Here is a 17,128-nt window from a genome sequence, read left to right as displayed (position 1 = left end):
ATGCCCCCACGCTGCGCCTTCGGCTTGCCGCCCCCCGAAGGGGGCTTTTCATCTTGGGGGCGCCCGGCGATGAAAAAACGCCGTAGCGGGGGCCGCTACGGCGTTTCACAGCGTGGCTGACGATCAACGTTGATAGTTGATGTCGGCGCGGCGGTTCTCGGCGTAATCGGCGTCGGTGTTGCCCAGGGCCTTGGGACGTTCCTTGCCGAAGCTGATGGCTTCGATCTGATTGGCATTGACGCCCAGCAGGGTCATCATGCGTGCCACGGCATCCGAACGGCGCTGGCCCAGGGCCAGATTATATTCGGTGCTGCCGCGTGCGTCGGTGTTGCCTTCCACGCGGACCTTCTGGCCCTGGTGGCTGCTCAAGTAGTTGGCATGCATCTCGACGACGCTACGGTACTGTTCGGGCACCGTATAGCTGTCGAAGTCAAAGTAGACCGAGCGTTGTTGCGCGAGCGGGCTTTGCGGATTGAAGGGATCCATGATTTGCCCAGAGGACGCCGAATCGGAACCGTTTCCGGCACCGTTCTGGTCCAGCGGCACGGAGCTGCAGGCGGCCAGCGAGGCAGCGAAAGCGGCGATGGTCAGGGTCCTGGTGATGCGCGAGCTCATTTAATGTCCTTTAGAAAAGAGTCACACGAAAAAATCAGTCTGTGAAAGGGCCCCAGGCCGGCTCGCGGACCTTGCCGTTGAGTACCGACAAGGTCTGGCGTACGCGGCCGTCGATCGAGGTCACCGCCAGTACGCTGCGACCGTTCTGGATGGCGCTGTAAAGCACCTGCATTCCATTGGGCGCGTAGCTGGGGGATTGGTCGTCCGGGCCGTCCGTCAGCACTTGCTCGGAACCCGAGTTCAAGGCGAGGCTTGCAATCCTGAAAGCACCATTTCTGCGAGTAACGTACACCAGTTGTTGTCCATCCGGCGATACCCTAGGTGAAATATTGTAACTGCCCGAGAAGGTCAGACGCTGGGCGTCCCCGCCACCCGCCGGCACTTTGTAGATCTGGGGGCTGCCGCCCCGATCGCTGGTGAACACCAGGGACTGGCCGTCGGGGGAGAAACGCGGTTCGGTGTCGATCAGCGGCGAACGCATCACCCGGCGCAGATCGGATCCATCCGCGTTGATGGTGTAGATCTGGGAAATGCCGTCTCTTGACAGCACGATCGCCATACGATGGCCGTCCGGCGACCAGGCGGGTGCACTGTTGTTGCCCTTGTAATTGGCGATCGGCTGGCGCTGGCCGGTCGCCAGCGTCTGCACATAGATCACGGACTTGCCCGATTCGAAGCTGACGTAGGCCAGCCGCGAGCCGTCCGGCGACCAGGCGGGCGAGATGATGGACTGCTTTGAACGCAGCATGACCTGCGGATTCTGGCCGTCGGCGTCAGCAATTTGTAACTCATAACCGTTGCCAGTCTGCAACACATAGGCGATCCGGGTCGAGAATACGCCGCGCACGCCGGTGATTTTTTCGTAGATGCGATCCGCGATCCGGTGCGAAATTCGGCGCATTTCCGCTTCAGAGCCGCTGTAGGACGCCTGATCCAGTTCGGTCTTGCGGACGTTGTCCACCAGTCGGTAGCTGACCGTGTACTGGCCGCCGTTCTGGGCGACCGTGCCGTAGGCAAGATAGTCGGCGCCGCGCGCCTGCCAGGTGCCGTAGTCGATCTTGCTCTGGACGTCCAGGCCGGCGCCCGAGGCGCCGATCAGACGGAACTGACCGGAGCGGGTCAGGTCGGCGCGGATGACCTCGGGGGTCGAGGTGGTGCCGGACGTGCCCGCAAAGTCGGCGATGGCGATGGGGTACTGAGTGGCGCCGACGCCGGAAATGTCGACGCGCAACTGGGCATGGGCGGCCGGCGCGACGGCGGCAGCCAGCGCGAGGCCCAGGCCGGCCGCTGAAGCGCGCCGCCAGAGACTTCCGAGGAAGCCGGAGGCTGTGAATACGGTCATGGTGACGATCTCCTTAGTCGTACATGCGGTAGTCCACGTCAATATACGACGGATACTTGCCGCCAGGCGGTTTCGGGAAGGGCGAGCAGGCCAGAATCCCCTTCTGGATGGCATCGTCGAAACGGGGGTTGCCAGAAGAGCGGGTCAGGTCGGCGCCCTGGACTTGTCCAGAGGATTGCAGGCGGACACGGAAGGTGGCCGTGGGATTGGCGGAGCCGTTTTGCTGAGGGGGGTTGAACACCACCCGTGGCTGGACGCAGGCGCGTACCTTGGCCGCATAGCCGTCGTTGCCGCCGCCGCCGCGCTGATTGCGGTCGGCGTTGCCGTTGGGAATGCCGGCGGCCTCCAGCGCGTCGCCACGCATGGCGGCCAGCAGGGCCTGGCGCTTGGCCTCGGCTTCCTTCGCGGCCTTTTCCTTTGCGGCTTTTTCCTTTGCGGCTTTGTCAGCGGCTGCTTTTTCGGCGGCAGCCTTTTCAGCGGCGGCTGCTTTTTCAGCCTTTTCCTTGTCAGCCTTCTCTTTCTCGGCTTTTTCCTTGGCGGCCTGCGCGGCGGCTGCCTTGTCGGCCTTTTCCTTGTCGGCCTTTTCCTTGGCGGCCTTGTCCGCTGCAGCCTTCTCGGCTGCCGCCTTTGCCGCTTTTTCCTTCTCGGCCTTTTCCTTTTCCGCCTGCTCCTGGGCGGCCTTTTCGTGCGCGGCCTGGGCGGCGGCTTCCTTCTCAGCCTTTTCCTTGGCTTCCTGTTCGGCCAGCCGGCGTTCCATGTCCTCGCGTGCCTTGCGTTCCTTGGCCAGGGCGATCTCGGCATCGGCCTTGGCTTGGGCAGCCGCAGCGGCGCGCGCCTGGGCCTCGGCGACCTGGGCCTGTCGGGCGGCCTCGGCCTGGGCGGCTTGCTCGGCCTCCTGGGCTGCCTGCTCGGCGGCCTGGCGTGCGCTGTCGTCCGGCTTCGGTTCGGGCTCCGGCGTGGGTTCGGGTTCCGGTTGCGGCTGTTGTTCTTCGGGCTGCTCCTGCGGCGCGGCCGCGTCGGCCACCGTGCCCTGGGCCCAGAGTTCGACCTGGACGGGACCGGGATTGTCGGGCGCGGTGGAAAAACCCACCACCATCAGCAGGATCAGCAGCCCGTGGGCGACCAGAGAGACGATCAGGCCGCGCCGATCATCACGCGCGCCGGGGCGCGCATCGTCATCAGTACCGGCGTTGAAGAAACGGTCGAACAGATTCATGGGGCAGGATGTCAGCGCGTGGCCGGGGCGTTCTGGTTGACCAGCAGCCCCAGCTTGCCGATCCCGCCGTTGCGCAACTGGTCCATGACCTGCATGACGGATTCGTAGGGCACCTTGCCGTCGGCGGAAATCACCACCGGGGTGTCCGCCGTGGCGACGGCGCGGACCTCGGCCAGCAAGTTGGCCTTGTCGACGGGGCGGAACGAGGCGCCGCCTTCGCGGACTCGCAGGGCGATCGCGCCTTGCTCGTCGATCTGGACTTCGATGGGCTGCACGGGCACGTCAGAGGCCGTGCCGACCGAGGGCAGCTCGATCTGGCCCGGGGTGATCATGGGCGCGGTGACCATGAAGATCACCAGCAGGACCAGCATGACGTCGATGTAGGGTACGACGTTGATGTCGTTCTTCATGCGGCGTGAGCGACGGCTGCTGAGCGAAGTCATGTCAATGCACCTGACGCTGGAGAATATTCAGGAACTCGTCGACGAAGCTTTCGAAACGGATCGACAGCCGGTCGATTTGATTGGTGTAGCGGTTGTATGCCAGCACCGCCGGAATGGCGGCGAACAGGCCGATGGCGGTCGCGATCAGGGCCTCGGCGATGCCAGGGGCCACGGCGGCCAGGGTGGCCTGCTGCATGGTCGACAGACCCATGAAGGCGTGCATGATCCCCCAGACCGTGCCCAGCAGCCCGATGTAGGGGCTGACCGAGCCGGTGGAGGCCAGGAAGTTCAGGTGCGATTCCAGGCTGTCCATCTCGCGCTGGAAGGCGGCCTTCATGGCGCGCCGGGGGGCGTCCAGCAAGGTATCGCCCCGGCTGGAGGAGCGGCGCGCCTTGACGAACTCGGTCATGCCGGCGTCGAAGATGCGCGCCAGGGCGCCGTGTTCGTTGCGGCGGCTGGCAATGGCCTGCTGCAGGACGGTCAGATCGCCGCCCGCCCAGAAATCGTCTTCGAAACGACGGGTCTGCTCGTCGGCGCGACGCAGGGCCGCCCGTTTGCTGAAGATGTAGGTCCAGGACAGGACCGAGGCGCCGAGCAGAATCAGCATCACGATCTGCACGGGCAGGCTGGCGTTGCCGATAAGGGACAGCAACGACAAATCGCTAGAGGCTTGCATGGTTAATGAAGGGCCTTTTCCAGTAGATCCCTGACAGGGGGGGAGAGACGAATGGGTTTGAAGCTGAGGGCGTGCACCGTGCAGATGTCGATGTCTGCGCTGGCGAGCAAGGTGTCGCCGCGCAGCGCCTGCTGGCTGAACCGGATCGTCGAGGCGCCCAGTTCAGTCACGGCGGTCCGGATGAGGATGCGGTCGTCCAGGCGGGCCGGTTGCCGGTAGGCAATGTCCGCATGCTTGACCACAAACATCATCTGTTCCTGTGTTGCGAGAGTGTGTTGATCCATTCCGAGCGCGCGTAACCATTCGGTGCGACCGCGTTCGAAGAATTTGAGGTAGTTCGCGTAGTACACGACGCCACCGGTGTCGGTGTCTTCGTAATATACGCGAATGAACAGTTCGCCGGGGGGATTGGTTCGATCCGGATTCATTTTTTGGTGAGGCCTTGTGACACGGGCACCGTGAGGTCGGCGCCCGTGTCAGGACACCGGAGTCTACAGGGATTCCAGCCGTTTCAGTACGTACGCCAGGGCGTCGGCCTGGGCGATGCGCTGCGCTTGTTCGTCGCGGCGCGCCTGGATCTCGACGATGCCTTCCTTCAGGCCGCGTTCGCCCAGCGTCACGCGCAACGGCGCGCCGATCAGTTCCCAGTCGGCGAACATGATACCCGGCCGGGTGTCGCGGTCGTCCAGAATCACGTCCACGCCTTGCGCCTGCAGTGCCTGGTACAGCGATTCGGCGGCCTCGCGTACGGCTTCGCTCTTGCCGATGCCGATGGGGCACAGCACGACCTCGAACGGCGCGATGGCGCGCGGCCAGATCATGCCCCGGGCATCATGGTTCTGCTCGATGGCTGCGGCCGAGATGCGGCTGACGCCGATCCCGTAGCAGCCCATCTGCATCACGGCCGGCTTGCCGTCCGTTTCCAGGAAGGTCGCGTTCAGGGCGCGCGAATACTTGTCGCCCAGGAAGAACACGTGGCCGACTTCGATGCCGCGCTGAATCGCCAGGGTGCCGCCACGCGGATCGGGATCGCCCGCCACCACGTTGCGCAGATCGGCGACCATATCCGGCTCGGGCAGGTCGCGGCCCCAGTTTACGCCGCTCAGGTGGTAGCCGGCCTCGTTGGCGCCGCAGACGAAGTCACCCATATGAGCGACCGTGCGGTCGGCAATCACGGTGATGGCCTTGGGGGCCAGGCCGACGGGGCCCAGGTAACCCGGGATGCAGTGGAAGACCGCGTCGATTTCGGCCTCGGTGGCCAGACGGTGGCCGTCTTCAAAGCCCGGCAGTTTGCCGACCTTGACCTCGTTGGTTTCGTGGTCGCCGCGGATCAGCAGCAGCCACAGGCGGGCGGGGCCTTCGGCGGGGTCGGTGGCCAGCACCACAGCCTTGATCGTGCGCGACAGCGGCAGACCCAGTTGTTCGGCCACGATCTCGCATTTGGGGGCGTCGGGCGTGGCGCGCTTTTCCAGGGCTTCGCGCGCCGGTTCACGTTCGGCCAGCAGGCAGGGCGCATCCGCCAGTTCGATGTTGGCGGCGTACTCCGAGTCCGGGTTGTAGACGATCAGATCCTCGCCCGTGTCGGCGATCACCTGGAATTCGTGGCTGCGGGAGCCGCCGATCGAGCCGGTGTCGGCCGCCACGGCGCGGAATGTCAGGCCCAGGCGCGTGAAGATGCGCTGGTAGGCGGCGTACATGGCGTCGTAGCTGGCCTGGGCGGCGCTCTCGTCGCGGTCGAAGGAATAGGCGTCCTTCATGGTGAATTCGCGTCCGCGCATCAGGCCGAAGCGCGGCCGGCGTTCGTCGCGGAACTTCGTCTGGATGTGATAGAAGTTCACCGGCAACTGGCGCCAGCTATGGATTTCGTTGCGGGCGATGTCGGTGATGACCTCTTCGGACGTCGGCTGCAGCACGAAGTCGCGCTGGTGGCGGTCCTTGATGCGCAGCAGCTCGGCGCCGTACTGTTCCCAGCGGCCCGACTCCTGCCAGAGTTCGGCCGGCTGCACGACCGGCATCAGCAGTTCGATGGCTCCGGCGCGGTTCATTTCTTCGCGCACGATGGCCTCGATCTTGCGCAGGACCTTCAGGCCCATCGGCATGTAGGTGTAGACGCCTCCGGCGATTTTGCGGATCATGCCCGCCCGCGTCATCAACTGGTGGCTGACGACTTCCGCTTCGGCGGGGGCTTCCTTCAGGGTGTTCAGGTGGTACTGGCTGGCGCGCATGGTAGGGATTCCGGTTGGTACGTATAATCGACGGTAATTGTATTGAATTCACAACCGAGGTGGCCCCATGTTGGATCGCGAAGGCTACCGTCCGAATGTCGGCATCATTCTCGTGAACCAGAAAAATGAGGTTTTCTGGGGTAAGCGCATCCGGGAACACGCATGGCAGTTCCCCCAGGGAGGCATCAAGCACGGCGAAACCCCCGTGCAGGCGATGTACCGCGAACTCCACGAGGAAACCGGCCTGCTCGCCGAACATGTGCGCATTCTGGGACGGACCCGGGACTGGTTGCGTTATACCGTGCCGGATCATTACGTGCGCCGCGAACTGCGCGGCCACTACAAGGGCCAGAAGCAGATCTGGTTTCTGCTGCGCATGGTGGGTCGCGACAGCGACGTCAGCCTGCGCGCCACCGACACGCCCGAATTCGACGCATGGCGCTGGAACGCCTATTGGGTGCCCCTGGAAGCCGTCATCGAATTCAAGCGCGAGGTCTACTCCCTGGCGCTCAACGAACTATCGGGCCTGCTGTTCCGCCGGGGGCGTGAAAACCGCTATCTTCGTCACCGGGGCCCTCGCGGCGCCGGGCCGCATGAACGCGTCGCCGACCAGACAGCGGATGCGCCGGCTCCCAAAACCTCACGGCCTGAACAGGTATGATTCAATCCCTTTTGTGGCGCATCGCGCCGGCACCCCCAAAGGTTTGACCGCATGCTCCAAGACCTCGACGCCTTGTCCCAGCGCATCCGCCAAGTCGCTCAGCTTGCGCGGGATCTTCAATCCGAACGCGCCGCCTTGCAGGCCAAGGTCCGGCAGCTCGAACAAGAATGCCAGGCCCTGAAAGACCAGCAACTGCGCGAAGGCCAGGAATTCGCCCGCATGTCCGAGCGGCTTGCGCGCCACGACCAGGAACTCCAGGCCGCACGCGACGAATCCGGTCAGCATCGGGCTGCCCTGGAATCCGAGGCGCGTGATCATCAGATCCGTTCCGATTCCCTGCAGCGCCGCCTGATCCAGGTCGAATCCGAACGCGACCGCCTGCGCGAGGCCGCCACCGGCGCTCAGCAGCAGATCGAACTCATCCTCGAGCGCCTGCCCGGCGCGCAGGCCCAGTAGGGCCTGCCCACACTGACCCAAGGAGCCGCGAAGCATGGAACGCGTCGACATCGCTATCCTCGGCCGCGATTATTCGCTGGCCTGCCCCCCCGAAGAAAAAGCCGCCCTGCTGTCCGCTGTGCGCTTGGTCGATCAGCGCATGCTGGCCATCAAGGGCGTCGGCAAGATCGCCAGCAACGAGCGTATCGCCGTGATGGCGGCCATCCAGATCGCCAACGAGCTGCTCAGCATGCGCGCGCCCGATGGTCCCCTCGGAAATATTGCCTTGGGCGATTTCAAGGGTAAAATCGAATCCATGAACGGTATGCTCGACGAAGTCCTCGGCAGCACCGTTTGACGTTTACTTTCCGGATGCGTCAGGTCATCCGGTCGTTTAAGTCCCTGCCGTGTTCGTGACCTGGCCATACATTCCTTGAACCAATGCTATTTGGCATAGGTTGCCGGATTGACAGATAGGAGCGCTGCCTTCATTGGACGGCCCGAAACCTGACTGATGGCGACCACCGTGAACCCTCGGTTCCGGGATGCCGGCCTAGACGGCACAGGCGGGGCATTACCAGAAAGCTCGTCGTGATTTCGCGACGGGCTTTCGTCTTTTTAGGAGTTGCAAATGTATCGAGGCGTGCGCAATCGCAAACAACTTCTGGTTGGTTCTTTATTGGCCTTGTCGGTCTTGGCGCTGCCCGCCCTGGCCCATGAAGCCCATGAGCCTGCCGAACCCCGGGCCTCGCTGTCGGCCGAGGCTTCGTCCGAGGTCGGTCAGGACACTGTGGAAATCACCCTGGCGGCAGAGCTGTCCGGGAAGTCGCAGACCCAGGTCGCTGAAACCTTGAATCAGCGCCTGGATTCAGTCATGAAGCAGGCCAAGGGACACGAAGGCATCGAGGCCCGCAGCGGGTCTTACCGGATCTGGCCGACGACCGACCGTGACGGCAAGATCGCCGAATGGCGGGGCCAGGCCGAAATTCTTCTGGAATCGCGCGATTTCCCCGCTGTCTCGAAGCTGGCGGCCAGCCTGGGTGACCGCATGCCGATTGCCGGCCTGGCATTCTCGGTCTCGCGGGAACGGCGCGCGGCCGAAGAGCAAAAACTGCTGGGTCAGGCCGTCGAGGCGTTCAAGGCTCGCGCGCAGGCGCTGACCCAGGCGCTGGGCTTTGCCGACTATCGTTTTCGTACCGTCGATCTGGGCGGGCAGGGCGCCATGCCGTATGCGCCCGCACCTCGCATGATGATGAGTGCCATGGCCGCCGAAAAGACCGCTGCGCCTGTCGAGGGCGGGCGCGAGCGGATCAGCGTGTCGGTGCAGGGGACGATCGTTTTGCTGCCCAAATGAACAGGGCCAGCCCGATCAGGATCATGGGCAGCGACAGGATCTGACCCATGGTCAGTCCGCCTGCCAGCAGCCCCAGAAAGTCGTCCGGTTCACGGGTGAATTCCACCAGGAACCGGAACAGCCCATAGCCCATCAGAAAGACGGCGCCCACCTGACCTGTCGGGCGGGGTGTGCGGGCGAACCACCACACCAGGGCGAACAGGGCAAAGCCCTCCAGCCCCATCTCGTACAACTGCGAAGGGTGGCGCGGCGTGCCGTCGCCTGCTCCCGGAAAGACCATGCCCCAGGGCAGGTCCGTGGGGCGGCCCCACAGTTCCCCGTTGATGAAATTGCCCAGCCGCCCGGCTGCCAGGCCCAGGGGGATCAGGGGGGCGATGAAATCCCCGATCGCCAGCAGCGGCTGGCCGCGCTTGCGGGCGAAGTACAGCATCGCCAGAATCACGCCGATCAGACCGCCGTGAAAGGACATGCCGCCCTGCCAGACCTCGAAGATCGCCAACGGATGGGCCAGGTAGTCGTCGAACTTGTAGAACAGCACGTAGCCCAGGCGTCCACCCAGTACGACGCCCAGCACGCCGTAGAAAATGATGTCCTCCAGGTCGCGCAGCGTCAGCCCGTCCGGGACGGGATGGTGCTGGATGCGCCAGCGTCCCAGCAGCCAGGCCAGGCCGAAACCGGCCAGGTACATGAGTCCGTACCAGTGGATCGCGATGGGACCGAGTTGCAGGGCGATGGGGTCGATGTGGGGGAAGGGCATGGACGCGGCCGAGAAGGAAAACAATCATGGATAATACCGTGATCGGGGCGGCGGGCGTTGGCCCGGCGCTTGGCGCAGGTGCTCCGGACAAAGGACCAAGGAAACAGGCAATGGCGGGATGCAACAAGGCGTTCGGGATCGTGCTGGCGGCCCTGCTGACCATGTGCGCGACAGGCGCCCGGGCGGCTGGCGGGGCGGCGGCCGATGGTCTGGCGCTGGCCAGTCAGCGCCAGTGTCTGGGCTGCCATCAGGTCGATGCCCGCCGGGTGGGCCCGCCGTTTCGCGCCATCGCCGAGCGTTTCCAGGGGCGGAAGGAATCCGCTGATCACCTGGCCCGCGCCATGCGCGAAGGCAGCCGCGGTCAGTGGGGCGCGATTCCCATGCCGGCCCAGCCCCGCCTGTCCGACATCGAAGCGCAGCGCCTGGCGCTATGGATCCTGTCGCTGAAGGACACCCCCGCAGCGGATTGACAGCCCGCCTGATCGGTCCGCCATCTGCACGAGACGAGGAGCATCGCATGGAAAACTCAGGAACCCCTGCACTCAAGACGGCGATCTTCGGCGGTGGCTGCTTCTGGTGTCTGGAGCCCGTGTTCCGCGCCCTGGACGGCGTGCGGGATGTGCAGCCCGGCTACTGCGGCGGCCACGTCGATCACCCCACCTACGAGCAGGTCTGCCGCCAAAACACCGGCCACGTCGAGGTCGTGCAGGTGACCTTCGATCCGGACCGCGTCGGCTACCGCACCCTGCTGGACGTCTTTTTCGGCACGCACGATCCGACCACGCTCGACCGCCAGGGCAACGACGCGGGGCCGCAGTACGCGTCGGTGGTCTTCTACGAGGACGAGGCCCAGCGTCTAGAGGCCGAAACCGTGCGCGCCGAGGCCCAGACCGCTTTCGATGATCCGATCGTCACCCGCATCGAAACGGCCGGTCGGTTCTGGCCTGCCGAAGCAGTGCATGCCGAATACTACCGGCGCAACCCCGAACAAGGTTATTGCCAGTTCGTCATCGCGCCCAAGCTGGCGAAATTTCGCCAACGCTACGCGCATCTGCTGCGCTGAAGGTCGGGGCGGTTCGCACTCGCAGGCCTGTTCGAGACGCCAAGGCCTGTCGCGATCGAGCCTATCGCGCCGCTGCCGCCAGCTTGCGGCCCCAGGCGGTGTTCGGCCGCGTCAGCGCCGCCAGGGCCGCCAGCACGCCCAAGGTCGCCAGTCCGCGGATGACCAGGATCACCCACAGGTTCGCGCCCAGCGCCAGGATCAGCAGTGTGTCCTCGATCAGGGCGTGACACAGCGACAGCCAGGACAGGGCCAGCAGCCGCGTGCGCGGGCTGTAGTTCTCGCGTTCGGCGGCGTCGATGATCAGCGCGCCGCCGTAGGCCAGACCCAGCAGGACGCCGACCGTGGTCAGGGGCGCGGCGCGCTCCTCCAGGCCGGACAGGCGCAGCACGGGTGTCAGCAGCCGGGTGACGAGCCGCGTGATCCCCAGGCGCTCCAGCACGTCCAGCAGGACGACCAGACCGATGATGATGACCAGCACCAGCGCCAGCGATTGCAGTGTGGACAGGACCCAGGGCCAGAAATCCGGAGGGCCCTGGGTCAGCCCCGCGTCCTGGCGCATCCAGGCCAGAGAGACCGGGTCCTGCAGCACGTCCAGCGCCCGGCAGGTCCAACTGACGGCAGCGCCGTAGAGGATCGCGACGATGATGCGCAATGCGCCCGTGATCAGCGCGCTGGCGCCCGCGCGGCGCACCACGGACTGTTCAGTGGGGATGTTGTGGGCGAACAGCATCATCGATCCCAACGCGCTGACCTGGGCCACCGTCATCTGCATGCCGTCGGACAGCGCGGCCATCGAGGCCATGCCGCCGTAGATGTTGGTCAGTGCGGTGGTGGCCCAGATGATGCCGGCCTCGGGCGGCAGCCCCAGCAGCGCCATGGCTGGCGTCAGGGCCTCGCCGGCCAGGCGCACCAGGCCCAGGCGGTCGGCGATGTAGACGATCACCATCACCGGCAACATGATGCGCGTGATCGTCAGGAACATGCGCGTGCTGCGCAGCCGGATGGTGTTCAGATAATGGAGCATGGACGGGTTCCGGGAGGATCGCGGCGCCAGCGGACGGGCCGTGTCCCGGTATTGTAGGGGGAGGCCGATCCTTCCGGCGTGTCTGTAATGCGGCCCGGGCGCGGGGCGGCGCCCGGGCCGCGCCTCAAGCCCGCAGCACGCCCCGTCGGATCTGGTCCAGTTCGATGGATTCGAACAGCGCCTTGAAATTGCCTTCCCCGAAACCCTCGTCGCCCTTACGCTGGATGATCTCGAAGAAGATCGGCCCGATCTGGTTGGCGGTGAAGATTTGCAGCAGCAGGCCGCCGCCCGGGGCGCCATCCAGCAGGATGCGGTTGCGGCGCAGGCGTTGCACGTCCTCGCCGTGGCCCGGCAGCCGACTGTCCAGCAACTCGTAATAGGTGTCCGGAGTGCTCAGGAACTTCACCTGCCCGCTCAGTTGTTCCACCGTGCGGTAGATGTCGCCGGTGGACAGGGCGATGTGCTGGATGCCTTCGCCCCGGTACTGGTCCAGGTATTCCTGGATCTGGCCTGGGGTTTCGCCGCCTTCCTCGTTGATGGGGATGCGGATCAGGCCGCAAGGCGAGGTCATCGCCTTGGATTTCACACCGGTCAACTGGCCTTCGATATCGAAATAGCGGATTTCGCGGAAGTTGAAGATGCGCTCGTAGAATTCGGCCCACTCTTCCATCCGGCCGCGATGCACGTTGTGGGTCAGGTGGTCGATGCCGAGCAGCCCGGCGCCCGCGTGGCGCAGATCGTCCTGGGCGGTGGCGTGGTCCAGGGGCTCGAAGTCCACGTCATAGATGCCGATGTCGCCGATTCCGCCGTGGCCGTGCTTGCCGCGCCAGCGGTCCACCAGATAGATGAGGGAATCGCCGATGCCCTTGATGGCGGGGATGTTGAGTTCCATCGGGCCGCTGTGCGAATCGAAGCCCCAGGCCCCGCGTTCCAGGGCCAGCCTGTAGGCACGGGCCGCGTCCTGGACGCGCAGGCCGATGGCGCAGATCGATGGGCCGTGCTGGCGCGCGAAGCGCTGCGCGAAGGAATCGGGTTCCGCATTGACCAGGAAGTTGATCGCACCCTGGCGGTACAGCGTGACGGCTTTCTTGCGGTGCCGGGCGATGGCCCGAAAGCCCAGGGCCTCGAACACGCGGCCCAGCGCGGCGGGATCTTCCGCCGTGTATTCCACGAATTCAAAGCCGGCAGTGCCCAGGGGGTTGTCCCAGGGGGTGAAGGATGTGTTCATGAGTGCCTCCATTGCCTTTCTGGAATTCTAGGGAAAACAGTGTGGGGAAAGATTGCAAACTTGAGGTACGATTCCCTACCGTGACGCAATCATTCATCTAATAATTCGTGATTGAGACAATATGATGCCTATCGACGACCTGGACAGGACAGATCGCCTGATCCTGACGCATCTGCAGCGCGACGGCCGGATCAGCAATCAGGATCTGGCTCAGCGGGTGGCCCTGTCGCCCAGCCCCTGTCTGCGGCGCGTCAAGCGCCTGGAGGACCAGGGCTACATCCGCCGCTACGTCGCGCTGGCAGATCCGGAAAAGCTCGGCCTGGGCCTGCTGGCCTACGTCTTCGTCCGCCTGGACAAGTCGCATCGCGCCGAACACGGCGCCATGTCCGCGTTTGCCCGCGACGTCCAAAGCTGGTCGGAAGTCGTCCAGTGCTACGCCATGTCGGGCGACATGGACTACCTGCTGCGGGTTCAGGTCGAGGATCTGGCAGCCTTTTCCCGGTTCGCCATGGACACGCTGATGCGGCATCCTGCCGTCGTCGACATTCGCAGCAGCTTTGCGCTGCAGTCCATCAAGGAAACGACCGAGCTGCCGACCACGTGATACCAGGCCTGAGATAGTTGATTGCTATCAACTCAACAGCAATATTCAATTTTATTTATTCTATAGACCTCGTTAGACTGTTTTCATGAGGAGCCCGCAACGCGGGCTCCACGATTCCCCGATCGGGCGCCGCGCATCCGGTGGCGCCACTGCACAGGAGAAGCTCATGAAGCAACTGACTACCGCCGCCGGTGCCCCCGTCGCCGACAACCAGAACATCCAGACGGCCGGCCCGCGCGGCCCGGCCTTGTTGCAGGACGTCTGGCTGCTCGAAAAACTGGCCCACTTCGACCGCGAAGTGATCCCCGAGCGACGCATGCACGCCAAGGGCGCAGGCGCCTACGGCACCTTCACCGTCACTCACGACATCACCCGCTATACGCGTGCCGCGCTGTTCTCCCAGATCGGCAAGCAGACCCCGATGTTCGCCCGCTTCTCGACCGTGGCCGGTGAGCGCGGTGCGGCTGACGCCGAGCGCGACATCCGCGGCATCGCCATGAAGTTCTACACCGAGCAGGGCAACTGGGACATGGTGGGCAACAACACCCCGGTGTTCTTCTTCCGCGACCCGCTGAAATTCCCCGACCTGAACCACGCGGTCAAGCGCGACCCGGGCACCGGCATGCGCAGTGCCCAGAACAATTGGGAATTCTGGACCGGCCTGCCCGAGGCCCTGCATCAGATCACCATCGTCATGAGCGACCGCGGCATTCCGTCCGACTACCGCCACATGCATCTGTTCGGCAGCCACACCTTCAGCTTCATCAATGCTGCCAACGAACGTTTCTGGGTGAAATTCCACTTCCAGTCACAGCAGGGCATCCGCAACCTGACGGATGCGCAGTCCGCCGAACTGATCGGCCGCGACCGTGAAAGCTCGCAGCGCGACCTGTACGACAGCATCGCCAAGGGCGACTTCCCGCGCTGGACGCTGTCCGTCCAGGTCATGCCTGAAAAGGATGCCGGCCGCTACCACCTGAACCCCTTCGATCTGACCAAGGTCTGGCCGCACGGCGACTACCCCCTGATCGAGGTCGGCGTCCTGGAACTGAACCGCAACCCGGAAAACTTCTTCGCCGAAGTCGAACAGGCCGCCTTCACTCCGGCCAACGTCGTCCCGGGCATCGGCTTTTCGCCGGACCGCATGTTGCAGGCTCGTCTGTTCTCTTATGGCGACGCCCAGCGCTACCGCCTGGGAGTCAACCACCATCAGATCCCGGTCAACGCCCCGCGCTGTCCGTTCCACAGCTACCACCGCGACGGCGCAATGCGGGTGGATGGCAACCACGGCGGCCTGACGGGCAACGAACCCAACCGTGCCGGCGAATGGGCCGAACAGCCCGACTACCGCGAACCGCCGCTCAGCCTGGAAGGCGCCGCCGACCACTGGAACCACCGCGAGGACACCGACTACTTCTCGCAGCCGGGCGCGTTGTTCCGCCTCATGACGTCCAAGCAGCAACAGGCCCTGTTCGACAATACGGCCCGCGCCATCGCCGGGGTCACCGCCGACGTGCAAGCACGCCACATCGAGCACTGCACCCAGGCCGATCCCGCTTATGGGGCTGGGGTGGCCGCAGCCATCAAGGCTTTGCAGGCATGACGCGGTGCACCGGGCAGTCCTTCACGCACTGTCCGGTGCCTGCCGGATCCGGGCGGCTTGCACGCTGCACGGTGGCGAGCTGTCCGGCGTCCACGTTGTCTCGGGAAGCCGGCCGAACAATTTGACGATTTGCGATATGTTGATTTAATATCCGGAGATGGATCTGGATTTGGCACTCAAGGCGCTGGACAACATGCACCGGCGCACCGTCCTTTCGGCGATGCGGGACCCGCGCAGGCATTTCAGGCCTATCGGCGGGACGGACCCTTTGACCGATGGGGTGTGTGTGACGCAGGTCGCCGAACTGCTGGGCGTCAACCAGTCCACGGCATCGACCTATATGTCGATGTTGCGTACCGCCGGTCTGGTCACGGCGTCCCGGGTCGGGAAATACACACGTTATCAACGGGACGAACAGGCGGTGGCTGCGGTGGCCGCCGCCATCATCCGGGATCTCTGATCCCTGGCGGCTTCATCGCCGCTGGGGGTGGTTCTGGTTTCGTCCGTATTTTTTTGTCTTAACGTATTGATAAATCCAAAATTGTAGATGTGAAATCATGAGTATCTCCCCTCGCTATCAGATTCTTTTGCTTGCCATGACGACATTCGTTGCCGGGGCCAATGAATACATTCTTGCCGGCATCCTGGATCTGGTGGCCCCGGGACTGGACGCTCCGGTCGCGCTGACGGGGCAGTTGATCACCTTGTACGCATTTGTCTATGGCCTGTGCGTACCGGTCGTCGTTGCGCTGACCAGTCATATCGGCCGGCGCAAGATCATGATCGCTGCGATGATGGTCTATGCACTTGCCAACCTGGCGACGGTATGGGTGGACGACTTCTGGATGTTCCTGCCGATACGGGTCGTCCAGGCCCTGTCGGGCGGGACGGCCGTGGTCACCGCCTTGTCGACGGCGGCTGCGATCGCGGGGCCGCAGCGGCAGGGGAGGGCCATCGCGACGGTCATCATGGGGTTCACCGCGTCCTTGATCGTGGCCGTCCCGATCGGCCGGGAGATCGCCTTGCGTTTCGGCTGGCATGCCATTTTCCCTCTGATCGGCCTGCTGAGTCTGGCCACGGCACTGAGCCATCGGCTCGTGCTGCCGGCCCTGAGTCCGGCGGCCTCCATTCCCTTGGGGGCGCAACTGGCCCTGCTCCGGCGCCTGCCGGTGTTGGGCGGCCTGATGGTGACCGTACTGTGGATGGCAGGCTATGTCATGACCTACAGTTTTCTTACGCCCTATCTCATAGAGGTCCAGCATCTGTCCCCTGCGTGGATCAGTCCAGTGCTGCTGGTATTCGGCGTGGCCAGTCTGGCGGGTTCGCAGTTGGGCGGCAGCGGGACCGACAGGCATGGATTTCATGCGACGCTGGTGACGTCCAAGTTCCTGCAGATGATCTTTTTACTGGCCCTGCCGCTGGTGCTCTGGTTCTGGCCGTCTGGCTCGGTGCTTGTGGTGACTGTAGCCCTGGTGTTGTGGGCCGTGACGGCTTGGGCGTCCGGGCCCGCCCAGCAGGTTCGGGCCGCAGCCCTCGTGCCGAAGGCCCGGGGCGTTCTGGTCGGACTCAATCAATCCGGCATGCAGATGGGGATTGCCTTGGGCACCGCCCTGGGCGGACTGGTCACCCGGACTTCAGGCCTGGCGGATCTCCCCTATCTATCTGCAGCCATGATCCTGGCTTCCCTGCTGCTGATGGTGGTCTGCAGACGGATGGGCAGTACTGTGCCGGCGCCTGCATAAGGGCAGGGCACGAGTTTTTTGACGTTTTGAAGACAGGATTTGCATTGCATAAAAAAGCTGTGCTATAGTCTCGTTTCTTCGCCGCCAGGCACTCGGGTTAACCCCTAGATTGAACGGTTTTACCAGAATGGTTGCCGCAT

At 64.3% G+C, this 17,128-nt stretch carries 20 protein-coding genes and 1 other RNA gene; 11 read left to right on the top strand and 10 right to left on the bottom strand.

Going from position 1 to position 17,128, the window contains the following annotated elements; genetic code table 11:
* Positions 1-123: 123 nt before the first annotated feature.
* From pal to WA983_RS00760, 7 genes are all read right to left on the bottom strand, one after another.
* Positions 124-615: a peptidoglycan-associated lipoprotein Pal gene (pal, locus tag WA983_RS00790; RefSeq protein ID WP_424250147.1), complete on the bottom strand. Its 492-nt coding sequence runs from the start codon at positions 613-615 to the stop codon at positions 124-126.
* A 34-nt stretch (positions 616-649) separates the two neighbouring features.
* Complete coding sequence (gene tolB, locus WA983_RS00785; protein WP_424311476.1) at positions 650-1,957, bottom strand: Tol-Pal system beta propeller repeat protein TolB; 1,308 nt, start codon at positions 1,955-1,957, stop codon at positions 650-652.
* Positions 1,958-1,970: 13 nt separating this feature from the next.
* Complete coding sequence (gene tolA / locus WA983_RS00780) at positions 1,971-3,173, bottom strand: cell envelope integrity protein TolA (protein ID WP_424311475.1); 1,203 nt, start codon at positions 3,171-3,173, stop codon at positions 1,971-1,973.
* A gap of 11 nt (positions 3,174-3,184) precedes the next feature.
* A complete protein-coding gene (locus WA983_RS00775; RefSeq protein ID WP_424248597.1) occupies positions 3,185-3,616 on the bottom strand; it encodes an ExbD/TolR family protein in 432 nt (143 codons plus the stop codon).
* A 1-nt stretch (position 3,617) separates the two neighbouring features.
* Complete coding sequence (gene tolQ, locus WA983_RS00770) at positions 3,618-4,292, bottom strand: protein TolQ (RefSeq protein WP_376811031.1); 675 nt, start codon at positions 4,290-4,292, stop codon at positions 3,618-3,620.
* A 2-nt stretch (positions 4,293-4,294) separates the two neighbouring features.
* Positions 4,295-4,720 carry a tol-pal system-associated acyl-CoA thioesterase gene (ybgC, locus tag WA983_RS00765; protein WP_424248596.1) on the bottom strand — a complete coding sequence of 142 codons (426 nt, stop codon included), beginning with the start codon at positions 4,718-4,720 and terminating at the stop codon, positions 4,295-4,297.
* A 63-nt stretch (positions 4,721-4,783) separates the two neighbouring features.
* Positions 4,784-6,517 (bottom strand): proline--tRNA ligase, encoded by a 1,734-nt coding sequence (locus WA983_RS00760; RefSeq protein ID WP_424248595.1) that lies wholly within the window; start codon positions 6,515-6,517, stop codon positions 4,784-4,786.
* 67 nt (positions 6,518-6,584) lie between these two features.
* On the opposite strand from WA983_RS00760, the gene WA983_RS00755 reads away from it, so the two are divergent.
* From WA983_RS00755 to WA983_RS00735, 5 genes are all read left to right on the top strand, one after another.
* Complete coding sequence (locus WA983_RS00755) at positions 6,585-7,178, top strand: RNA pyrophosphohydrolase (RefSeq protein ID WP_424248593.1); 594 nt, start codon at positions 6,585-6,587, stop codon at positions 7,176-7,178.
* 51 nt (positions 7,179-7,229) lie between these two features.
* Positions 7,230-7,634, top strand: a complete 405-nt coding sequence (locus WA983_RS00750; RefSeq protein WP_424248592.1) for a hypothetical protein — start codon at positions 7,230-7,232, stop codon at positions 7,632-7,634.
* A 34-nt stretch (positions 7,635-7,668) separates the two neighbouring features.
* Positions 7,669-7,971, top strand: coding sequence for a cell division protein ZapA (locus WA983_RS00745; RefSeq protein ID WP_424248590.1), 303 nt, complete (start codon positions 7,669-7,671; stop codon positions 7,969-7,971).
* 38 nt (positions 7,972-8,009) lie between these two features.
* Positions 8,010-8,190: non-coding RNA, 6S RNA (gene ssrS, locus WA983_RS00740), on the top strand.
* Positions 8,191-8,244: 54 nt separating this feature from the next.
* On the top strand, positions 8,245-8,967 hold the full coding sequence (locus WA983_RS00735; RefSeq protein ID WP_424248588.1) for an SIMPL domain-containing protein: 723 nt from the start codon (positions 8,245-8,247) through the stop codon (positions 8,965-8,967).
* Here the strand turns inward: WA983_RS00735 and lgt are convergent.
* Positions 8,924-9,724 carry a prolipoprotein diacylglyceryl transferase gene (gene lgt / locus WA983_RS00730; RefSeq protein WP_424248586.1) on the bottom strand — a complete coding sequence of 267 codons (801 nt, stop codon included), beginning with the start codon at positions 9,722-9,724 and terminating at the stop codon, positions 8,924-8,926. The genes WA983_RS00735 and lgt overlap by 44 nt on opposite strands.
* A 110-nt stretch (positions 9,725-9,834) precedes the next feature.
* On the opposite strand from lgt, the gene WA983_RS00725 reads away from it, so the two are divergent.
* Together WA983_RS00725 and msrA are read left to right on the top strand one after the other, a co-directional pair.
* Positions 9,835-10,194 (top strand): c-type cytochrome, encoded by a 360-nt coding sequence (locus tag WA983_RS00725; protein ID WP_424248584.1) that lies wholly within the window; start codon positions 9,835-9,837, stop codon positions 10,192-10,194.
* 47 nt (positions 10,195-10,241) lie between these two features.
* Positions 10,242-10,787 carry a peptide-methionine (S)-S-oxide reductase MsrA gene (gene msrA, locus WA983_RS00720; RefSeq protein ID WP_424248582.1) on the top strand — a complete coding sequence of 182 codons (546 nt, stop codon included), beginning with the start codon at positions 10,242-10,244 and terminating at the stop codon, positions 10,785-10,787.
* Between the two features lie 61 nt (positions 10,788-10,848).
* Here msrA and WA983_RS00715 read toward each other — a convergent pair whose 3' ends face one another.
* Together WA983_RS00715 and hppD are read right to left on the bottom strand one after the other, a co-directional pair.
* Positions 10,849-11,811, bottom strand: coding sequence for a nucleoside recognition domain-containing protein (locus WA983_RS00715; protein WP_424311474.1), 963 nt, complete (start codon positions 11,809-11,811; stop codon positions 10,849-10,851).
* A gap of 124 nt (positions 11,812-11,935) precedes the next feature.
* Positions 11,936-13,039 carry a 4-hydroxyphenylpyruvate dioxygenase gene (gene hppD, locus WA983_RS00710; protein WP_424311473.1) on the bottom strand — a complete coding sequence of 368 codons (1,104 nt, stop codon included), beginning with the start codon at positions 13,037-13,039 and terminating at the stop codon, positions 11,936-11,938.
* Positions 13,040-13,163: 124 nt separating this feature from the next.
* On the opposite strand from hppD, the gene WA983_RS00705 reads away from it, so the two are divergent.
* From WA983_RS00705 to WA983_RS00690, 4 genes are all read left to right on the top strand, one after another.
* Positions 13,164-13,643 carry an Lrp/AsnC family transcriptional regulator gene (locus tag WA983_RS00705; RefSeq protein WP_424311500.1) on the top strand — a complete coding sequence of 160 codons (480 nt, stop codon included), beginning with the start codon at positions 13,164-13,166 and terminating at the stop codon, positions 13,641-13,643.
* 166 nt (positions 13,644-13,809) lie between these two features.
* Positions 13,810-15,246: a catalase gene (locus tag WA983_RS00700; RefSeq protein ID WP_424311472.1), complete on the top strand. Its 1,437-nt coding sequence runs from the start codon at positions 13,810-13,812 to the stop codon at positions 15,244-15,246.
* 157 nt (positions 15,247-15,403) lie between these two features.
* Positions 15,404-15,706 (top strand): ArsR/SmtB family transcription factor, encoded by a 303-nt coding sequence (locus tag WA983_RS00695; RefSeq protein ID WP_424311471.1) that lies wholly within the window; start codon positions 15,404-15,406, stop codon positions 15,704-15,706.
* Between the two features lie 136 nt (positions 15,707-15,842).
* A complete protein-coding gene (locus tag WA983_RS00690; RefSeq protein WP_424311470.1) occupies positions 15,843-16,988 on the top strand; it encodes an MFS transporter in 1,146 nt (381 codons plus the stop codon).
* Positions 16,989-17,128 lie beyond the last annotated feature (140 nt).

Origin of the sequence: Castellaniella sp., assembly GCF_049650445.1 — a bacterium.
Classification (GTDB): Bacteria; Pseudomonadota; Gammaproteobacteria; order Burkholderiales; family Burkholderiaceae_B; genus Castellaniella.
This window is presented reverse-complemented; position numbering and strand designations above follow the sequence as displayed.

Coding starts and splice junctions, on each gene's coding strand:
- WA983_RS00695 (WP_424311471.1), top strand. CDS start 15,404: ATGGATCTGGATTTGGCACTCAAGGCGCTGGACAACATGCACCGGCGC.
- hppD (WP_424311473.1), bottom strand. CDS start 13,039: ATGAACACATCCTTCACCCCCTGGGACAACCCCCTGGGCACTGCCGGC.
- tolA (WP_424311475.1), bottom strand. CDS start 3,173: ATGAATCTGTTCGACCGTTTCTTCAACGCCGGTACTGATGACGATGCG.
- WA983_RS00725 (WP_424248584.1), top strand. CDS start 9,835: ATGGCGGGATGCAACAAGGCGTTCGGGATCGTGCTGGCGGCCCTGCTG.
- WA983_RS00735 (WP_424248588.1), top strand. CDS start 8,245: ATGTATCGAGGCGTGCGCAATCGCAAACAACTTCTGGTTGGTTCTTTA.
- WA983_RS00700 (WP_424311472.1), top strand. CDS start 13,810: ATGAAGCAACTGACTACCGCCGCCGGTGCCCCCGTCGCCGACAACCAG.
- WA983_RS00745 (WP_424248590.1), top strand. CDS start 7,669: ATGGAACGCGTCGACATCGCTATCCTCGGCCGCGATTATTCGCTGGCC.
- lgt (WP_424248586.1), bottom strand. CDS start 9,724: ATGCCCTTCCCCCACATCGACCCCATCGCCCTGCAACTCGGTCCCATC.
- WA983_RS00750 (WP_424248592.1), top strand. CDS start 7,230: ATGCTCCAAGACCTCGACGCCTTGTCCCAGCGCATCCGCCAAGTCGCT.
- WA983_RS00690 (WP_424311470.1), top strand. CDS start 15,843: ATGACGACATTCGTTGCCGGGGCCAATGAATACATTCTTGCCGGCATC.
- WA983_RS00705 (WP_424311500.1), top strand. CDS start 13,164: ATGCCTATCGACGACCTGGACAGGACAGATCGCCTGATCCTGACGCAT.
- pal (WP_424250147.1), bottom strand. CDS start 615: ATGAGCTCGCGCATCACCAGGACCCTGACCATCGCCGCTTTCGCTGCC.
- msrA (WP_424248582.1), top strand. CDS start 10,242: ATGGAAAACTCAGGAACCCCTGCACTCAAGACGGCGATCTTCGGCGGT.
- ybgC (WP_424248596.1), bottom strand. CDS start 4,720: ATGAATCCGGATCGAACCAATCCCCCCGGCGAACTGTTCATTCGCGTA.
- WA983_RS00775 (WP_424248597.1), bottom strand. CDS start 3,616: ATGACTTCGCTCAGCAGCCGTCGCTCACGCCGCATGAAGAACGACATC.
- tolQ (WP_376811031.1), bottom strand. CDS start 4,292: ATGCAAGCCTCTAGCGATTTGTCGTTGCTGTCCCTTATCGGCAACGCC.
- WA983_RS00715 (WP_424311474.1), bottom strand. CDS start 11,811: ATGCTCCATTATCTGAACACCATCCGGCTGCGCAGCACGCGCATGTTC.
- WA983_RS00760 (WP_424248595.1), bottom strand. CDS start 6,517: ATGCGCGCCAGCCAGTACCACCTGAACACCCTGAAGGAAGCCCCCGCC.
- WA983_RS00755 (WP_424248593.1), top strand. CDS start 6,585: ATGTTGGATCGCGAAGGCTACCGTCCGAATGTCGGCATCATTCTCGTG.
- tolB (WP_424311476.1), bottom strand. CDS start 1,957: ATGACCGTATTCACAGCCTCCGGCTTCCTCGGAAGTCTCTGGCGGCGC.